This window comes from Bacillus sp. CECT 9360 (assembly GCF_918741275.1).
GTDB lineage: Bacteria > Bacillota > Bacilli > Bacillales > DSM-1321 > Peribacillus.
On the sequence record NZ_CAKKNA010000009.1, the window covers coordinates 51,161 to 66,768 of the forward strand.

General features: G+C 40.0%; 19 protein-coding genes and 1 other annotated feature. Of the genes, 18 read left to right on the top strand and 1 reads right to left on the bottom strand.

Going from position 1 to position 15,608, the window contains the following annotated elements:
- Positions 1 to 13: 13 nt before the first annotated feature.
- From nrdR to LQ216_RS12425, 13 genes are all read left to right on the top strand, one after another.
- On the top strand, positions 14 to 475 hold the full coding sequence (gene nrdR, locus LQ216_RS12365) for a transcriptional regulator NrdR (protein ID WP_117307986.1): 462 nt from the start codon (positions 14 to 16) through the stop codon (positions 473 to 475).
- A 57-nt stretch (positions 476 to 532) separates the two neighbouring features.
- Positions 533 to 1,927: a replication initiation and membrane attachment family protein gene (locus LQ216_RS12370; protein WP_230129687.1), complete on the top strand. Its 1,395-nt coding sequence runs from the start codon at positions 533 to 535 to the stop codon at positions 1,925 to 1,927.
- A 7-nt stretch (positions 1,928 to 1,934) separates the two neighbouring features.
- Positions 1,935 to 2,873, top strand: coding sequence for a primosomal protein DnaI (dnaI, locus tag LQ216_RS12375; protein ID WP_230129693.1), 939 nt, complete (start codon positions 1,935 to 1,937; stop codon positions 2,871 to 2,873).
- A gap of 240 nt (positions 2,874 to 3,113) precedes the next feature.
- Positions 3,114 to 4,124, top strand: coding sequence for a DUF4062 domain-containing protein (locus LQ216_RS12380; RefSeq protein ID WP_230129938.1), 1,011 nt, complete (start codon positions 3,114 to 3,116; stop codon positions 4,122 to 4,124).
- A 201-nt stretch (positions 4,125 to 4,325) separates the two neighbouring features.
- A complete protein-coding gene (locus LQ216_RS12385; protein WP_230129694.1) occupies positions 4,326 to 4,556 on the top strand; it encodes a hypothetical protein in 231 nt (76 codons plus the stop codon).
- A gap of 225 nt (positions 4,557 to 4,781) precedes the next feature.
- Positions 4,782 to 5,612, top strand: a complete 831-nt coding sequence (gene ytxC / locus LQ216_RS12390; RefSeq protein ID WP_230129695.1) for a sporulation protein YtxC — start codon at positions 4,782 to 4,784, stop codon at positions 5,610 to 5,612.
- A 368-nt stretch (positions 5,613 to 5,980) separates the two neighbouring features.
- Complete coding sequence (gene thrS / locus LQ216_RS12395) at positions 5,981 to 7,912, top strand: threonine--tRNA ligase (protein ID WP_230129697.1); 1,932 nt, start codon at positions 5,981 to 5,983, stop codon at positions 7,910 to 7,912.
- Between the two features lie 58 nt (positions 7,913 to 7,970).
- The gene (locus LQ216_RS12400; RefSeq protein ID WP_230129698.1) at positions 7,971 to 8,504 is read left to right on the top strand and encodes a GNAT family N-acetyltransferase; all 534 of its coding nucleotides are present in this window, start codon (positions 7,971 to 7,973) and stop codon (positions 8,502 to 8,504) included.
- 262 nt (positions 8,505 to 8,766) lie between these two features.
- Positions 8,767 to 8,907: a sequence feature (ribosomal protein L20 leader region), on the top strand.
- Between the two features lie 113 nt (positions 8,908 to 9,020).
- A complete protein-coding gene (gene infC / locus LQ216_RS12405) occupies positions 9,021 to 9,524 on the top strand; it encodes a translation initiation factor IF-3 (RefSeq protein ID WP_230129699.1) in 504 nt (167 codons plus the stop codon).
- A gap of 22 nt (positions 9,525 to 9,546) precedes the next feature.
- Entirely contained in the window at positions 9,547 to 9,747 is a 201-nt protein-coding gene (gene rpmI, locus LQ216_RS12410) for a 50S ribosomal protein L35 (protein WP_034309070.1), read from the top strand.
- A gap of 34 nt (positions 9,748 to 9,781) precedes the next feature.
- A complete protein-coding gene (gene rplT, locus LQ216_RS12415) occupies positions 9,782 to 10,141 on the top strand; it encodes a 50S ribosomal protein L20 (RefSeq protein ID WP_230129700.1) in 360 nt (119 codons plus the stop codon).
- Positions 10,142 to 10,206: 65 nt separating this feature from the next.
- Positions 10,207 to 10,479, top strand: a complete 273-nt coding sequence (locus LQ216_RS12420) for a DUF1294 domain-containing protein (RefSeq protein ID WP_230129702.1) — start codon at positions 10,207 to 10,209, stop codon at positions 10,477 to 10,479.
- Positions 10,480 to 10,549: 70 nt separating this feature from the next.
- The gene (locus tag LQ216_RS12425; protein ID WP_230129704.1) at positions 10,550 to 11,119 is read left to right on the top strand and encodes a VTT domain-containing protein; all 570 of its coding nucleotides are present in this window, start codon (positions 10,550 to 10,552) and stop codon (positions 11,117 to 11,119) included.
- Here LQ216_RS12425 and LQ216_RS12430 read toward each other — a convergent pair.
- Positions 11,116 to 11,301, bottom strand: coding sequence for a hypothetical protein (locus LQ216_RS12430; RefSeq protein WP_230129705.1), 186 nt, complete (start codon positions 11,299 to 11,301; stop codon positions 11,116 to 11,118). The genes LQ216_RS12425 and LQ216_RS12430 overlap by 4 nt on opposite strands.
- Positions 11,302 to 11,333: 32 nt before the next feature.
- Here LQ216_RS12430 and LQ216_RS12435 point away from each other — a divergent pair, with 32 nt between their 5' ends.
- The 5 genes from LQ216_RS12435 to LQ216_RS12455 all read left to right on the top strand — a co-directional run bounded on the left by LQ216_RS12435 (position 11,334) and on the right by LQ216_RS12455 (position 15,593).
- The gene (locus LQ216_RS12435; protein ID WP_230129707.1) at positions 11,334 to 11,858 is read left to right on the top strand and encodes a transposase; all 525 of its coding nucleotides are present in this window, start codon (positions 11,334 to 11,336) and stop codon (positions 11,856 to 11,858) included.
- Between the two features lie 201 nt (positions 11,859 to 12,059).
- Positions 12,060 to 12,734, top strand: coding sequence for a FadR/GntR family transcriptional regulator (locus tag LQ216_RS12440; protein ID WP_230129709.1), 675 nt, complete (start codon positions 12,060 to 12,062; stop codon positions 12,732 to 12,734).
- Between the two features lie 137 nt (positions 12,735 to 12,871).
- Positions 12,872 to 13,624, top strand: a complete 753-nt coding sequence (locus tag LQ216_RS12445) for an ABC transporter ATP-binding protein (protein WP_230129710.1) — start codon at positions 12,872 to 12,874, stop codon at positions 13,622 to 13,624.
- Between the two features lie 11 nt (positions 13,625 to 13,635).
- Positions 13,636 to 14,487, top strand: coding sequence for an ABC transporter permease (locus LQ216_RS12450; RefSeq protein WP_230129711.1), 852 nt, complete (start codon positions 13,636 to 13,638; stop codon positions 14,485 to 14,487).
- A gap of 41 nt (positions 14,488 to 14,528) precedes the next feature.
- A complete protein-coding gene (locus tag LQ216_RS12455) occupies positions 14,529 to 15,593 on the top strand; it encodes an ABC transporter substrate-binding protein (RefSeq protein WP_230129712.1) in 1,065 nt (354 codons plus the stop codon).
- Positions 15,594 to 15,608 lie beyond the last annotated feature (15 nt).

Genomic DNA, 15,608 nt, shown 5'->3' on the forward strand with positions numbered 1-15,608 from the left:
GGAGCTGATAATTATGAAATGCCCGTCTTGTCAATATAACGGAACACGGGTATTGGATTCCCGGCCGGTTGATGAAAGCCGCTCGATCCGCCGTCGGAGAGAATGCGAAGTATGTGGATACCGTTTTACAACGTTTGAGAAGGTAGAGGAAATTCCTCTCATTGTGGTAAAGAAAGAAGGGACTCGTGAAGAGTTCAGCAGGGATAAAATATTACGCGGCTTGATTAGAGCATGTGAAAAACGTCCTGTTCCTTTAACGCAATTAGAAGAAATCACGAATTATGTAGAAAAAGAGCTGCGAAGCCAGGGCACTTCTGAAGTGAAAAGCGTTGACATCGGTGAAATGGTCATGGACAAGCTCGCGGAAGTGGATGAAGTCGCGTACGTTCGCTTTGCCTCCGTTTACCGCCAGTTTAAAGATATAAATGTATTTATTGATGAATTAAAGGATCTTATTAGTAAGGAAAAAAAGTAGAGCTGAAGACTTTTTGCTTTAGCTCTTTTTTTAGCACGGCGAAAGGTTTGAATGCAGATGTCAAAGTACTGGCAAGAACTCGTTCCTGTTGACCGGTATATCGTATCGTCAGCGGGTATGCTCCATGATTATGACCGAAAAGTATTAACACTCTTGTATCAACCTTTAATAGGGCCGGTATGCATCAGTTTATACATCACCCTTTGGAGTGAATTGGAACAAAACCGTCTTTGGTCCCAGTCCTCCTTGCATTATAATCTGATGAATACAATGGACCTGAAGCTAAGGGATATATATGAGGCCAGAAAAAAGCTTGAAGGTATCGGGCTATTGAATGTTTATAAAAAGAAGACCGATGAAGAAAATGAGTTTGTTTATGAATTGAACCCGCCGCTTTCTCCCGAACAGTTTTTTACCGATGGGATGTTGAATATTTATCTATATAAAAAAGTGGGAAAAGAACGATTCGGCAAGCTGAAGCAATTTTTCTGTGATGATCTTGTTTCAATAGCTGATTACCAGCCTGTGACAAAGTCATTTACGGAGGTTTTCACGTCCGACCACCAGGATTCTTTATATGTTTCAGATGAAACGGTGGTAGAGCTAAAACCTGAAGCCAACTCCAAATTTATCGGAAGAAGCGGGGAAAAGGCACTTTCAGGATTTGAAGATACATTCGATTTTGACTTGCTGTTTGCCGGGATAAAAAAATCGCTTGTCCCAAAAAGGGCCTTTACGTCCAAGGTTAGGGAAACGATATCCAAGCTTGCTTTCCTATATGGGATTGACGTATTTCAAATGCAAAACCTGGTCATCGGAGCTGTTAATGCGGAAAATGAAATTGATGAGGAAGAACTGCGCAAAGCAGCCCGCGATTGGTATCAAATCGAATACCATCGTGATATGCCCTCGCTTTCCGACCGCGTCCAGCCAGCGATTTACCAAAGCCAGACGGATGAACCGAAAACGAAGGAAGAGATATATATCCACCACCTAGACACAGTGTCACCGCGTGAACGACTTATCCAGCTTTCAGGAGGCGGAGAACCATCTAAATCGGACCTTCAGATTATTGAAGGAGTCATGCTTAATCAAAATCTCAATCCAGGAGTCATTAATGTACTTATTGACTATGTCATGATTAAGACGGATATGAAGCTGACGAAAGGATACGTAGAGAAAATCGCAGGTCACTGGGCGCGTAAAAAAGTAATTACCGTAAAAGAAGCGATGGAGCTTGCCAAAAGCGAACATCGGCAATACCAGTCATGGGCCCAAGGGAAAAAAGAAAGCAAGGCTGGTGCAAGGAAAACGATCCGGACGGAAATTGTTCCGGACTGGATGAAGGATGATCAGGTTGAACCAACCCAGGATATTGCGGAAGATAAAGGACTGGAAGAACGAAAGCGGCAGATGGAAGAACGGCTGAAAAAGCTGAAGAGCAAGGGGTGAATCGGGTATGCAAAGGATAAGCGATGCATTAAACAAGTTGGCAAATAATGTAGAATTCCGACAAAGATACGACCATTTAAAAAATGAAATATTAAATGATGAAGAAATCAGGCTTTTCTTAAATGAAAACAGTTCACGCATTACAACGGAAATGATTGAAAAAAGCTTGGTGAAGCTATATGAGTTTTCTTCACAAAGCAATAAATGCGAAAAATGTCCCAGTCTCGATGGCTGCATCAATATGATGCAGGGATTCCATCCAAAGCTTGTGGTTCATGGGAATGCGATTGACCTTCATTATGAACCATGCCAGCGGAAGGTTATCTACGATGAAAAAAGAAGACACGAAAAACTGATTCAGAGCCTTTATGTACCAAAGGATATTTTATCTGCTTCTCTGGAGGATTTTTTTCATACAGGATCAGCTGGAGGCCGCATGGAGGCGGCTGAAAAAGCTACAACCTTTGTCGAGGAGTATAGTTCCGGCAAGAAGCAAAAGGGGCTTTATTTGCATGGAAGCTTCGGGGTTGGCAAATCATATTTGCTTGGCGCGCTTGCCAATGAGCTTGCCGATAGACGAATTTCTTCGTTAATCGTATATGTCCCGGACTTTTTAAGAGAAATCAAGGCATCGATCGGCGATAACACCTTAAATGAAAAAATCGAAATGACGAAAAAGGCCCCCGTTCTCATGCTCGATGACTTTGGTGCAGAAACGATGAGCAGCTGGGCGAGGGATGAAGTGATTGGTCCGATTCTCCAGTTCCGCATGCTTGAAAATCTGCCTACTTTCTTCACATCCAATTTTGATTTTGATGGTCTGCAGAATCACCTGACCTTCTCTCAGCGCGGTGAAAAAGAAGAAGTGAAGGCAGCGCGAATCATGGAACGAATCAAATATCTCGCTGAACCGCTGCAGCTTACGGGGGAAAACAGAAGACAATAAGCCTAATTTAGTATCTCGCTCACTTATTTCATGAATAACCAAAATGAACACCGTTTGGGTCGCCAAGCGGTGTTCATTTTCGTTGTAAGAAATTTAGCTGAAGCTCGTTTATCTTTGGATATAGATAGATTCTTATTAGGAGGTGGGTTATAAATATAAAATAAAGTATTAAATGAATTCTATTTAATGTAGTTGATTGTAAAATGTTATAATTAGGAAAAGTTAATTAATTTGTGTGGAATGGAGGAGTTCCCACTGATAAATAAGACAAGAATATTCATTAGCTCAGCTTTTGAGGAAGACCTCAAGAATCCTCGGAAAATTATTAAAGAACACTTGGAAGAGAGTGGGCATGAAGTCCCTATCTTTGAACATGGGGATTTTGGGTCATGGGAAAAGAATACATTGCAGCAGTGCTTGGATGTAGTTAAATCGAGTGACGTGTTCGTTCTTCTTATCAACAAAAAGGCTGGTGCAGGTACTTTGTTGCCGGGTAATGTTACTCCTACTTACTTAGAATATAAAGCGGCCTTATTGGAGAGGAAACACATACTTGTTTTCGTTTCACCAGAGGTAAATAGAAATTTTATGTCTTTGAGATTGGATTTAAAAAACGTTTATGATCAATATATTAGGGACAACCCCCGCGCTCCGAATTCACCGTTTGACCCTTTTAAAGAATGGGTAGAGGATGAGATGAAGCAGGGTGGGGTAACTAAAAGACTCCTTGAAATCGCTGACCCCTTTGTTTGGGCTTTTCTCTATGACATTTACAGTAAAAGAAATTGGCTTTATGATTTTGATATTTCTCGGTCTGCAGAGAATGCAAAGAATATATCTGCGATGCTGAGTACATCGTTGCGATCGGTGGTCGGATTAATATCTGAAAGAGAACAATTAGAACAACTGAAGAGGAACGCTTCCCATTTGTTAAAATACGCAGATTACACTTTAACAATGCTTAATGAAAAGAATTTAATTACGAATGGTTATTACAACAATTGGTCAAACTTCTTAGAACAAGGAATTTCTTTTTTAGACAAGCATAAGACATTATTCAAGCTCCTGAGTTCAACCCCTCCGTTGTTAATACTATCACAGGCTGTTTTGCTGCTTCACTTTATGCATACAATGAACAAAATGGAAATATACTATCACTCATTGGAACAGCAGGTAATATTACAGCCCAAGAAGTATTCCAGCTGGAGGAAAATGATGTCTTTGTGGTCGATGCTTTCAATCAACAAGTAAGAATCATCGCATATAGGGAAGACAAAAAACTCTTTATATAACCGAATCTATTGGAGAATCGGTGCTTTGCCTTCATTTCTCATTAAAAAATGAATGGACACAAGATCAGGTTCGAGCATATGTAGAAGAGATAGAATATGCTATAATAACTGAACATGAATATTTCTTTGAATTTTTAAAATTGCTAATAGGAGGGAGAACATGAGCAAAGAACTCGTAAATTACAAAAGCTCTGGCGCAGTAGTTGTTAAGCGTTCTCCGGCAGTTAGTGGAAAAGGGCAGTTAGCTGGTTCAACTTTAGCAAAAAGTAAAACCTCAAGTGCTTTTCACAGATCTATGTCTGCAAACATTAGGTCAATAAATAAAGCGCTAAAAGAATCAGAAAAGATATTACCACGCACACATAACAATGTTAAGAGTAAAAATGCATAATTACTAAGTTCATTTTAAATTAAATCTAAGAACCTGTTTTGAATTAATTTTTCAATCAGGTTTTTTCTCTGCCTTTCTTTAACATAAATTCTATGTTAGAAAAGAGTAACGAAGACATAAAACCCATCTTTAACCATACCTATAAGAATTACCAATAACAACTCTTCTAAACCGCCTGCTTATCCCATATATATGAAAGCAGGACAGGGTTTAGGGGGGGTTTGGTTGGTACGAATTCATTTTCAATCAGAAACAGAAGCATTAAAACTTCTTGAATACGTTTCCGTCCATCCTTTAGGGACGGAACTGAATGAATACATACATTTTCAGCCGGGCATCGGGCTATTTGTCACCATTAAAGATACATATATGAAAAAGTTACTGCTATTATTAAGCGATGTTTTTTATACTTTTTTGTTGGAAGAAAAATTACTAAGCGGGATTGAAACAATCTTGCGGCATAAATTTTTTTACCGGGAGCGCGAAGAAATCGACGCAATTAGCGAGATTGCCAGTTCGATAATTGAAGCAGAACAAAAGTATATCGCTTTTACAGCGGAAAAAAAAATTATTAGGGAAGGTCTTCAATATTTTCTCGCTGATAAAATCTCTTTTTCCTTCGATTCCTTTGCAACATTCCGTTTAAAATCGTTCTATGATTCTCTCGTCGTTTATGTGGAAAGTGCTATCGATGAATATAAGCTTGAGCAGGATTACCAGAGTTTCATTCAAACTCTGCGCGATCTTCTTTATGAGCGGGAATCGGAAATGGAAGTTGTTCATTTACTCCATGACAATGGCTTTCGCTTTTTTGATGAAAACTTCAAAGAGCTGGATAAATACGAAATCTTTAAAATGATTGATAAGAAATTGCTTATTGAGAATCGGATATATATTGATTCAAAAGTATTGGCACCGCTTATTTCCATTGCACCTAAGCGTCTTAATCTTTATACAGATGAAACGGATGATGATCTAATTGAAACGATTACGAAAATTTTTGAAGAAAGATCGGTAATCTTGCCAGTCCTCTCATTTTTTATAAGAAGACCTTGATTTTCTATTCATAACGAATTATAATTTCCTACATACTACATATTATTCAAAGGTTTTGATGAGGACACGGGTATTCTAAAACCGGTTTACAGAGAGGGAAGACACGGCTGGAAGCTTCCTAATACGGTTAGAAGACTTACCGCCTCTAAACTTCAGCTATGAAAGCGGTTCGCGAGTATTGGCTGACGGGAAGCTGCCGTTATTAGTCACGAGTGTCATTTGCCTAAAATCAAGCAAATGAAACGAGGGTGGAACCGCGGGTTAACATATACACTTTAAGCTCGTCCCTGTTTTTATACAGGGGCGGGCTTTTTCTATTTTCCAAGCCCCTGTGGAAAGAAACAAACAAAACGAAGGAGTGAAACGGTATGTCTGAAATGATCAAAGTGACTTTTCCTGACGGAGCGGCAAAGGAGTTCAAGAAAGGCACGACAACTGAAGATATTGCGGCATCGATCAGTCCCGGCTTAAAGAAAAAATCGATTGCCGGAAAATTCAACGGACAACCTTATGATTTACGGCGTCCAATTGAAGAAGATGGTTTGATAGAAATCATTACCCAAGACGGCGAGGAAGCATTAGAAATTCTTCGTCATAGTTCAGCGCATTTAATGGCCCAGGCGATCAAGCGCCTATATAAAGCTGCTAAATTCGGAGTGGGACCTGTGATTGAAGGCGGCTTTTACTATGATATCGATCTAGAAGAATCGCTGACTCCTGAAGACCTTCCGAAGATTGAGAAAGAAATGAAAAAGATCATTAATGAAAATCTTGAAGTTATCCGTGTTGAAGTGAGCCGTGATGAAGCGGAGAGACGCTTCAAGGAAATCGGGGATGAATACAAGCTTGAATTGATCGAGGCAATCCCTGCTGATGAGCAGGTAACGATTTATGAGCAGGGCGAATTCTTTGACCTATGCCGCGGTATCCATGTGCCAACAACCGGGAAGATCAAGGAATTCAAATTATTAAGCATCGCCGGTGCATACTGGAGAGGCGACAGCAAAAACAAAATGCTCCAGCGGATTTACGGAACAGCATTCTTCAAGAAGGAGGACCTTGAAAACCACCTTCACTTGCTTGAAGAAGCTAAAGAACGTGACCACCGCAAGCTTGGTAAAGAGCTTAGCCTGTTTACCAATTCTCAGATGGTAGGTCAGGGACTTCCACTATGGCTGCCAAAAGGAGCGACCATCCGCCGCGTAATTGAGCGCTATATCGTGGATAAAGAAGAACGTCTTGGATATAACCATGTGTACACTCCGATTATGGGAAGCGTCGATTTATATAAAACATCCGGCCACTGGGATCACTACCAAGAAGACATGTTCCCAGTGATGGAAATGGACAATGAACAGCTTGTGCTCCGTCCAATGAACTGTCCGCATCATATGATGATTTATAAAAACAGCATCCACAGCTACCGTGAACTGCCAATTCGGATTGCCGAGCTTGGAACGCAGCATCGCTATGAAATGTCAGGCGCGCTTTCAGGCTTGCAGCGCGTACGTGGGATGACTTTAAATGATGCCCATATCTTCGTCCGCCCTGATCAAATTAAGGACGAATTCAAGCGTGTCGTAAACCTTGTTCTCGAGGTTTATAAAGATTTTAACTTTAACGATTATTCTTTCCGTTTGTCCTACCGTGATCCTGAGGATACTGAAAAATACTATGATGACGATGCGATGTGGGAAAAAGCACAAAACATGCTGAAGGAAGCGATGGATGAACTTGGCCTTAATTATTTCGAGGCAGAAGGCGAAGCGGCATTTTATGGACCAAAGCTTGACGTGCAGGTCCGCACTGCTCTAGGGAAAGACGAAACTCTTTCCACTGTCCAGCTTGACTTCTTATTGCCTGAACGCTTTGACCTGACTTATGTTGGAGAAGACGGCAAGCAGCATCGACCGGTTGTTATCCACCGCGGAGTTGTTTCGACTATGGAACGCTTTGTCGCCTTCTTAATTGAGGAATATAAAGGAGCATTTCCGACATGGCTTGCGCCTATACAGCTTCAAGTGATCCCTGTATCACCCGAGGTTCACTCGGATTATGCAAAGGAAATACAAGAAAAGCTACTAGCGGAAGGCTTCCGTGTCGACCTCGATCAGCGCGATGAAAAAATCGGCTATAAGATCCGCGAAGCCCAGATGCAGAAGATTCCTTATATGCTTGTTGTCGGCGATAACGAAAGCAAAGAAGGCAGCGTAAACGTCCGCAAATACGGTGAACAAAAATCGGAAACCGTTGCGTTTGAAGATTTTATCAAATCACTTAATGATGAAGTAAAACGTTAATCCTAGAAAGGAGGCACCTGGAGCAGGGTGTCTCCTTTTGCACATAGGAGGGGCTAGAATGATTATTAGAAAAGCAGTACCCGATGAAGCGGAAAACCTGTTAAAGCTTCTCAATTCGGTGGATGGATCCAATTTCATGCTCTATGGTCCTGGAGAGAGAAAGACATCTATTGAAGAGCAAAGTGATCGGATCAAAAGATTGAATGACGACGAACGTTCAGAAGCATTCGTCGCTGATCATAATGGCGAGTTGGATGGCTACCTGCTCATCATCGGAAACATGCCGCAAAGAATCAGGCATACCATCTATCTTGTGGTTGGCGTGTCGGAACGTTCAAGAGGCAAAGGGATTGGAACCATGCTATTTGAAGCCATGGAGAAGTGGGCGAAGCAGCATAAGATCCATCGCATGGAGCTCACGGTATTGGCCCATAATCTCGCGGCACTTTCCCTCTACCGAAAGATGGGTTTTGAAATCGAAGGGACAAAGAGGGATTCTCTCTATATGGATGGTAAGTATGTGGATGAATATTATATGTCTAAGTTACTATTAAGGGACCCCAACCCAACAGGCATCGCTCGTAAATTTTGAAAATCGCACGCAAAGAAAAATAATCGCTCACAAATTAGAGTACCGTTCATAAATCCGAAAACAACACCGCAGACATTTATTCATACAAAAGGTTCCTTCAAGAAGGCATGGAAGTTATCACCTTCACAAAGAATCTTCCAAAACATATTGCAAAGTTCACAAATGTTTGTTAAGATTATTTTTGTTGTCAAAACAAGTATTGAATTTGACATATCATCTGTGTTTATGGTATATTATCTTAGGTAAATTGAATACGTGTTTATAGGAAAAGAAGAAGCACCCGCTTCTCACCTGGCCCGACGCATTATGTGCAGTTAGCAGGTTCATGATTTGATTATCTGAATTTATTCTGATTATTCTATCTGTGTGGGTGTTTAGACGACATCCACACTTTTTTATTGTGAAAAATCGAATGAGCAGATCATGGTGAGAAAGTTTGAATGATGGTACTAGAGATATTTTCTTAACGTTGTATTCGCTAAATAACCTTGGAGGTGGCTAACTATTAGCAAAGACATGATGGTAAACGAGGGTATTCGAGCCCGCGAACTTCGTTTGATTGACCAAAACGGCGAACAGCTGGGAATTAAAACGAAAACCGAAGCACTTGAAATTGCTACTCGTGTAAACCTTGATTTAGTAGTAGTTGCTGCGAACGCAAAGCCTCCGGTAGCCCGTATCATGGACTACGGAAAATTCCGTTTTGAGCAGCAAAAGAAAGATAAAGAATCCCGCAAGAATCAAAAGATCATCAGCTTGAAAGAGGTTCGCTTGAGCCCGACCATTGATGAACATGATTTCAATACAAAGCTTCGCAATGGAATCAAGTTTCTTGAAAAAGGGGATAAAGTGAAAGCTTCCATCCGCTTTAAGGGCCGTGCGATTACGCATAAAGAAATCGGCCAGCGCGTATTAGACCGTTTCTCAGCAGCTTGCAAGGAAGTAGCTACGATTGAAACCCATCCAAAAATGGATGGTCGAAGCATGTTCTTAATTTTAGCACCGAAAAACGAAAAGTAATTGTAATGAGGAGGAATACCTTATGCCTAAAATGAAAACTCACCGCGGATCTGCAAAGCGTTTCAAGAAAACTGGATCCGGCAAGCTTAAGCGTTCTAACGCTTATACTAGCCACTTATTTGCTAACAAATCTACTAAGCAAAAGCGTAAGCTTCGCAAAGCTAGCCTTGTAAGCAAAGGTGACTTCAAACGCATTCGCCACATGTTAGACAATATCAAGTAATCGACTTCATCGATTTATATAGGAGGGAAATAACATGCCACGTGTAAAAGGCGGTACTGTTACTCGCAAACGTCGTAAAAAGGTTCTTAAATTAGCAAAAGGTTATTATGGTTCAAAACATACATTATACAAAGTTGCTAACCAGCAAGTAATGAAATCTTTAATGTATGCATTCCGCGATCGTCGCCAGAAGAAGCGCGACTTCCGCAAACTATGGATCACTCGTATCAACGCAGCTGCACGCATTAACGGTCTTTCTTACAGCCGTTTAATGCATGGTTTGAAGCTAGCTGGTATCGAAGTTAACCGTAAAATGCTTGCTGACCTTGCAATCGCTGACGAGCAGGCATTTGCCCAATTGGCAACTGCAGCGAAGCAGCAATTAGGAAAATAAGATGATCAAAAAAGCCATTCTCCTTGTCGAGGATGGCTTTTTACATACCAGAGGGGAGAAAAACGATGGAGCTTACCACATTTGCCATGCTCTATTTCCTTGTCATCAACTGCATTGCGTTGATGACTATGAAAAATGACAAAAGAAAGGCCGTGAAACAGCAATATCGAATTAGCGAGAAAACACTTTGGCTGCTCGCCTTCATTGGCGGGGGAACAGGTGCGACTGCCGGCATGTTCTTATTCCGACATAAAACGAAGCATCTTTCATTTAGAATCGGCTTCCAGTTATTAATGATCATCCAGCTCGTCCTACTGATATCCATCATAATGAAATAGTCATATATGTCACCCTTCCTGTGTATGCTTGTAATAGTCTCGTGCACCGGCATCATAGAGGAGGAAAATCATGAATGAAGAGCTTTCGCTAATCCTAGGATATATCGGGACAACAAGTACCTTTGCGCCATTTGTATTCATCATCTTTCATCTGTTGAGGCAGTTTTTATTCATTCCGGTCGTGGTCGTCTGCATCTCGGGAGGTATCTTGTTCGGTCCGGCGGTGGGTACCCTCTATTCAATTATCGGCCTTACCTTATCCAGCCTTTTCTTTTACACGGTAATCCACAGGTTTCCGAAAACCATGGAGCGGCTGTTGCGCATGAAAAGCAAACTGTTTGGACACCGTCACCTGAATATCCGGCAAATCTCCGTGCTCCGGCTCATCCCCTTTATCCACTATCATTTACTGTCACTTTGTTTGATGGAGAAAAAGCAAGGATTTAAAAATTTCGCCTATTACTCTTTTTTATCAAACATTCCCCTAGCCTTCTTTTATACCGTGTTCGGAAGCTACATTTCTGAATTCAGTCCATTCATGATTCTTATTCTATTGCTGTCGTTAACTGTTCTCCTTTATCTATTGAGAGAAAAATACGTGGTCATTACCTGGAAAGAATTCTTTCAGAGCGAGAATTAATCTTGCAAAATAAAAACGCTTGGATTGCTATGTCCAAGCGTTTCTGTATGCTTATTTACTTGAGTCTTGCAAAAAGCTTGTCGAGTAATATTTGTTGAACGCTGTTGGGTTTGTGGATTGTTTGTTATTTTTCCTGAAATAGGAATGGCACCTCTTTTTTGTGGAATGTAAAGGTTACCCAACCAATACCCCAAAAAGGAGATGCCGTACAAAAATGGTAACCTTTTATTCTTATATAGTCAATTTCATTGCTGCGTTAGAACTTGGATTTTCCAAACCACAAACCCAACATGTACTGACATTTATTCATGGAATCATTTTGACAGATGGGGTTAAAACTGTCTCCAACATCCGGAGATCTACCCATGAAACAAGTGACCTGAGCTGTATGACACGGTTTTTAAATGAATCCCCCTGGTGCCCTAATCGTGCAAATCGGCGACGCATCCAGTTTATGATGAATAAAATCAAAAAAATCCGGGCTAAGCAAGGTGATACAAGCCCCATCAGGTTCTTGATCGTTGACGACACTCAGGCTAAAAAGGATCAAACCACCGGTAAGATGGAAGGATTGGATTATCATTTTTCCCACTCCGACGGAAAGAGTGTATGGTCACATTGTATTGTAACCGCCCATGTTGTAAGAGAAGAAAGCAGCAACAAGAGACGGAAATGCCGTCTTTTGTTGCTGCTTTCTTTTTTAAAATTAAGAAATCCTCGATATACATCGGACAGGTAGTTCATTTTAGGAAATAATCTTGCTCATCTCTTTTTATACTAAGAGGGGTTTTTGAAAACCATGTAAGGATTTCTTACATATTGGTGGAATTGTTTCTGTACTTCTTTTAAATTGTAGATAACAAACAATCACATAGTAAAAGCTTAACTACATGATACTTCTTGTTTATAAGATTATTAGTTGGACGAATAGGAGGTAAAAATGAATTTTGAAGAGATTACAGTTGAGAAAATCCCGAAAAGCATCGTTGCACAAATACGGAAAAGTCTTATTGATGGAGAACTTAAGCCTGGACAGTCTCTACCGTCAGAAGTGCAGTTAGCTAAATTGTTTGGAGTAAGTAGAAGTTCCATTAGGGACGCTATGCAAATATTAGAAAGTACAGGAATCATAAATAGACGTAAAAGAGGAGGAACAACCATTCGTCAGATTACCATTGAGGATATGGCGAATATCTATCATCCAAAGTCGGAAAAGGAAAATCTCTTTGACTTACTAGAAACACGTGAAATTTTAGAAATCGCGTTGGTTCGATTAGCTGCACAAAGAGCTAGTGGAAAAGATATTGAAGAAATAGAAAAATTAATTACATGGATGGAGGAGAAACCAAAAGAAGCTGCAGAAGCTGATATTGCTTTTCATTTAGCATTAGCACGAGTCAGTCAAAATGAAGTCATGCTAAATATCATAAAATCACTGAAACAAATCATGAATAGACTACAAGAAAAAACCATCTATTACCCTGGAAGATTAGAAAAGATCATCATAGAACATAAGCAGATTGTATCTGCCATAAAAGATAAAGATGAAAAATTAGCTCAGGAATATATGAAAAATCATCTTTCTCAAATAAAGGAACTTGTTAAAAATATTTAAGTCAGACTATATGACTTAAATAAAATATCCCGCTTCATTAATAAGTCAGACAATATGTCTTTTGAATGAGCACATTAATGAGTAATTCAATATGTCTTATTAGCTTTGGTAAAAAAATGTAGAAAGGTGGTCTTAAAGTGCAATTAACAATAAAAGGAGTAAATAAAGGATTTGGGAATAAAGAGGTATTAAAAAATATCAATCTTAAAGTCAAGCCACATGAGATTGTTTGTATCCTTGGCCATAGTGGTTGTGGAAAGTCAACGCTACTAAATCTAATAGCTGGATTTCTAAAGGCAGATACAGGATCACTAACAGTTGATGGAGAAGCGATAACGGGTCCATCGAAATCCCGGGGTGTTGTTTTTCAGGACCATGCTTTGTTCCCTTGGTATAACGTTTTAACAAATATTTCTTTTGGACTAACGGTACAAGGTATGCCTAAACCTGAAGCAATGGAAAAAGCAAACGTATATTTACAAATGGTAGGTTTACAAGAATACGCAAATCATTATCCAGATGAACTTTCCGGAGGGATGAAACAGCGTGTTGGGATCGCTAGGGCATTAGCCAGTGGACCTGACATTTTATTAATGGACGAACCATTCGGAGCACTGGATATTCTTACGCGTGATACGATGCGAAAAGAATTGCTTCGCATCTGTCAAGAACTTCGCCCGATGGTCATTTTTGTTACACATAGTATAAGTGAAGCTATTCACCTAGGAGATAGGGTAGTAGTCATGAAAGATGGTGAAATATCGTCTGTATTTGAAGTAGGTATTGAACATCCAAGAATGTATGATCATCCGCGTTTTACTCAATTAATGACAGAAATTGAACAGGTTCTTATGGGGGAAGAAGAATTAAGTCAAGTAATACGTGACTAGGAGGAATTTATATGAAAAATACATCGACAATAGATATAGCACCGGTGCAGCTGGGTGCATTAATAAAGAAAAAAATAGATTATCGGGCACTATCGCAGAATATCTTACCGATTGTCCTATTTTTTATTGTGTGGGAGCTTATTGGTAGAGCAAATCAAGAATTGAACTGGTTTAACCCGCTTTTTCTGCCACCGCCAACATTAATCCTTATGGATGGATTGGCTCTTGCACAAACAGGCATGATTACTAGCAGCATCATATCAAGTACGTCGCGAATTTTAGTAGGTTTCACTTTAGGGTGTGTAATAGCGGTAGTCATGGGTGTAATTATGAGTCGGTATACATTTGTCGAAACCTGGATTGCACCAATTATTAATTTAATAGGCCCTATACCTGCCTTGGCACTTCTCCCGCTTTTCATCATATGGTTTGGAATTGGGGAATTTCCAAAAATTCTACTTATTGCTTGGTCAACATTCATCCCGGTATTAATTTATACACTTGATGGCCTGAAATCTGTGAACTCCACACTCATTCGTTCAGCTCTTAGTCTTGGAGCAAACCAGAAACAAATTTTTACTAGAGTGATTCTCCCTTCGGCAATTCCAAACATTCTTGTAGGGATTGAGGTTAGCTTAGGGCTTTCCTTCTCGGCACTAGTTGTTTCAGAGATGATGGGAGCTGAAAATGGTCTTGGTTACATCATTGTTGATGCTCGAAATTACTTTAAAATCTCCAACATGTTTGTAGCCATTATATTAATCGGATTAGAGTACAGCTTGTTAGCTTATATGTTAAAGAAATTGAAAAATAGAATCCTATTCTGGAGAAAAGGGGGGGCTAGCGCAGCCATTGAAAAATGAAAAGTAGGAGTATGAATATTACAAAAAACGGGGGGAATAAAATGAAAATACTAAAATTAGAAGTTCTCATAGCAACAATACTTGCCATTCTACTAACAGCTTGTGGAAGTAATAATGAAGCCACTTCAACGACAGCAGATAGCACTAAAGATAGCGATAAACCTGAAATGGAACAATTAACATTGATGGGAGTGCGCGATGCTCAGATTTCGGCTGCGCAAATCATTGCTGAAAAGAATGGTTATTTTGAAGAAGAAGGAATAAAAGTAACTAACCATCTTATTGAAAATGGTCCTGAAATGGGATCAATGATAGCTGGAGGAAGTGCCCCGATAAGTCTTATGTCCAATTTCTTGGCGATCACCATGAAGGCTTCAGATGTTCCTATTAAAGTTGTCGCTGTATTAGACCAAATGGCTGGTACGCAAGCTATGGTCGGTGCACCAGGTTTAAAATTAGAAAGCGCGAAGGATTTGGAAGGGTTAAAGATCGGCATGCCAAATGGAGCTGAAGTTTACTACGCGATTAAAAGTATGGGCGAAGAACTAGACGTTGATGTCAGTAAAATCAAATATATCAATATCGGTCCAAGTGACGGTCTTTCTGCATTGCAAAGAGGTGATATTGATGCATTAGCGGCATGGGAACCATTTATTACAAAAGGAACTCAAGCTGGTGGGGAATTTATCTTAAGCGGTAGAGAAAGTAACTTGCCTGATAAACAAGGAGAGGTTAATTGGTTGAGTGTACATTCAACCCTAATGGCTACGGAAGACTTTTTAGAAAAGAATCCAAATACGATCAAAGCACTGATTCGTGCACTGAAAAAAGGTACCGATTTTATCAATAATAACAGGGAAGAAGCAGTGAAAATTTTATCTCCGGAATTACGCTTATCTGAAAGTGAACTAACCGAAATTATGAATCGAAACGTATACTCCATGGACGTAGACAATACGTACTGGAAAGAAAGTAATAGCGAAGGAATTATGGATTATTTCCTTAGCGTGGGCAACATCCCGAAAAAACCTGAAGTTGAGTCTTACCATGATTTTAGCCTCCTGAAAGAAGTCTATCCGGAATTGATTACAGCTGATATGGAATAAGGAGCGTCAATCGCT

Bases quoted from the DNA above. Each gene is read 5' to 3' on its own strand.
- nrdR (WP_117307986.1), top strand. From the start codon at position 14: ATGAAATGCCCGTCTTGTCAATATAACGGAACACGGGTATTGGATTCC.
- LQ216_RS12370 (WP_230129687.1), top strand. From the start codon at position 533: ATGTCAAAGTACTGGCAAGAACTCGTTCCTGTTGACCGGTATATCGTA.
- dnaI (WP_230129693.1), top strand. From the start codon at position 1,935: ATGCAAAGGATAAGCGATGCATTAAACAAGTTGGCAAATAATGTAGAA.
- LQ216_RS12380 (WP_230129938.1), top strand. From the start codon at position 3,114: ATGGAGGAGTTCCCACTGATAAATAAGACAAGAATATTCATTAGCTCA.
- LQ216_RS12385 (WP_230129694.1), top strand. From the start codon at position 4,326: ATGAGCAAAGAACTCGTAAATTACAAAAGCTCTGGCGCAGTAGTTGTT.
- thrS (WP_230129697.1), top strand. From the start codon at position 5,981: ATGTCTGAAATGATCAAAGTGACTTTTCCTGACGGAGCGGCAAAGGAG.
- LQ216_RS12400 (WP_230129698.1), top strand. From the start codon at position 7,971: ATGATTATTAGAAAAGCAGTACCCGATGAAGCGGAAAACCTGTTAAAG.
- infC (WP_230129699.1), top strand. From the start codon at position 9,021: ATGATGGTAAACGAGGGTATTCGAGCCCGCGAACTTCGTTTGATTGAC.
- rpmI (WP_034309070.1), top strand. From the start codon at position 9,547: ATGCCTAAAATGAAAACTCACCGCGGATCTGCAAAGCGTTTCAAGAAA.
- rplT (WP_230129700.1), top strand. From the start codon at position 9,782: ATGCCACGTGTAAAAGGCGGTACTGTTACTCGCAAACGTCGTAAAAAG.
- LQ216_RS12420 (WP_230129702.1), top strand. From the start codon at position 10,207: ATGGAGCTTACCACATTTGCCATGCTCTATTTCCTTGTCATCAACTGC.
- LQ216_RS12425 (WP_230129704.1), top strand. From the start codon at position 10,550: ATGAATGAAGAGCTTTCGCTAATCCTAGGATATATCGGGACAACAAGT.
- LQ216_RS12435 (WP_230129707.1), top strand. From the start codon at position 11,334: ATGGTAACCTTTTATTCTTATATAGTCAATTTCATTGCTGCGTTAGAA.
- LQ216_RS12440 (WP_230129709.1), top strand. From the start codon at position 12,060: ATGAATTTTGAAGAGATTACAGTTGAGAAAATCCCGAAAAGCATCGTT.
- LQ216_RS12450 (WP_230129711.1), top strand. From the start codon at position 13,636: ATGAAAAATACATCGACAATAGATATAGCACCGGTGCAGCTGGGTGCA.
- LQ216_RS12455 (WP_230129712.1), top strand. From the start codon at position 14,529: ATGAAAATACTAAAATTAGAAGTTCTCATAGCAACAATACTTGCCATT.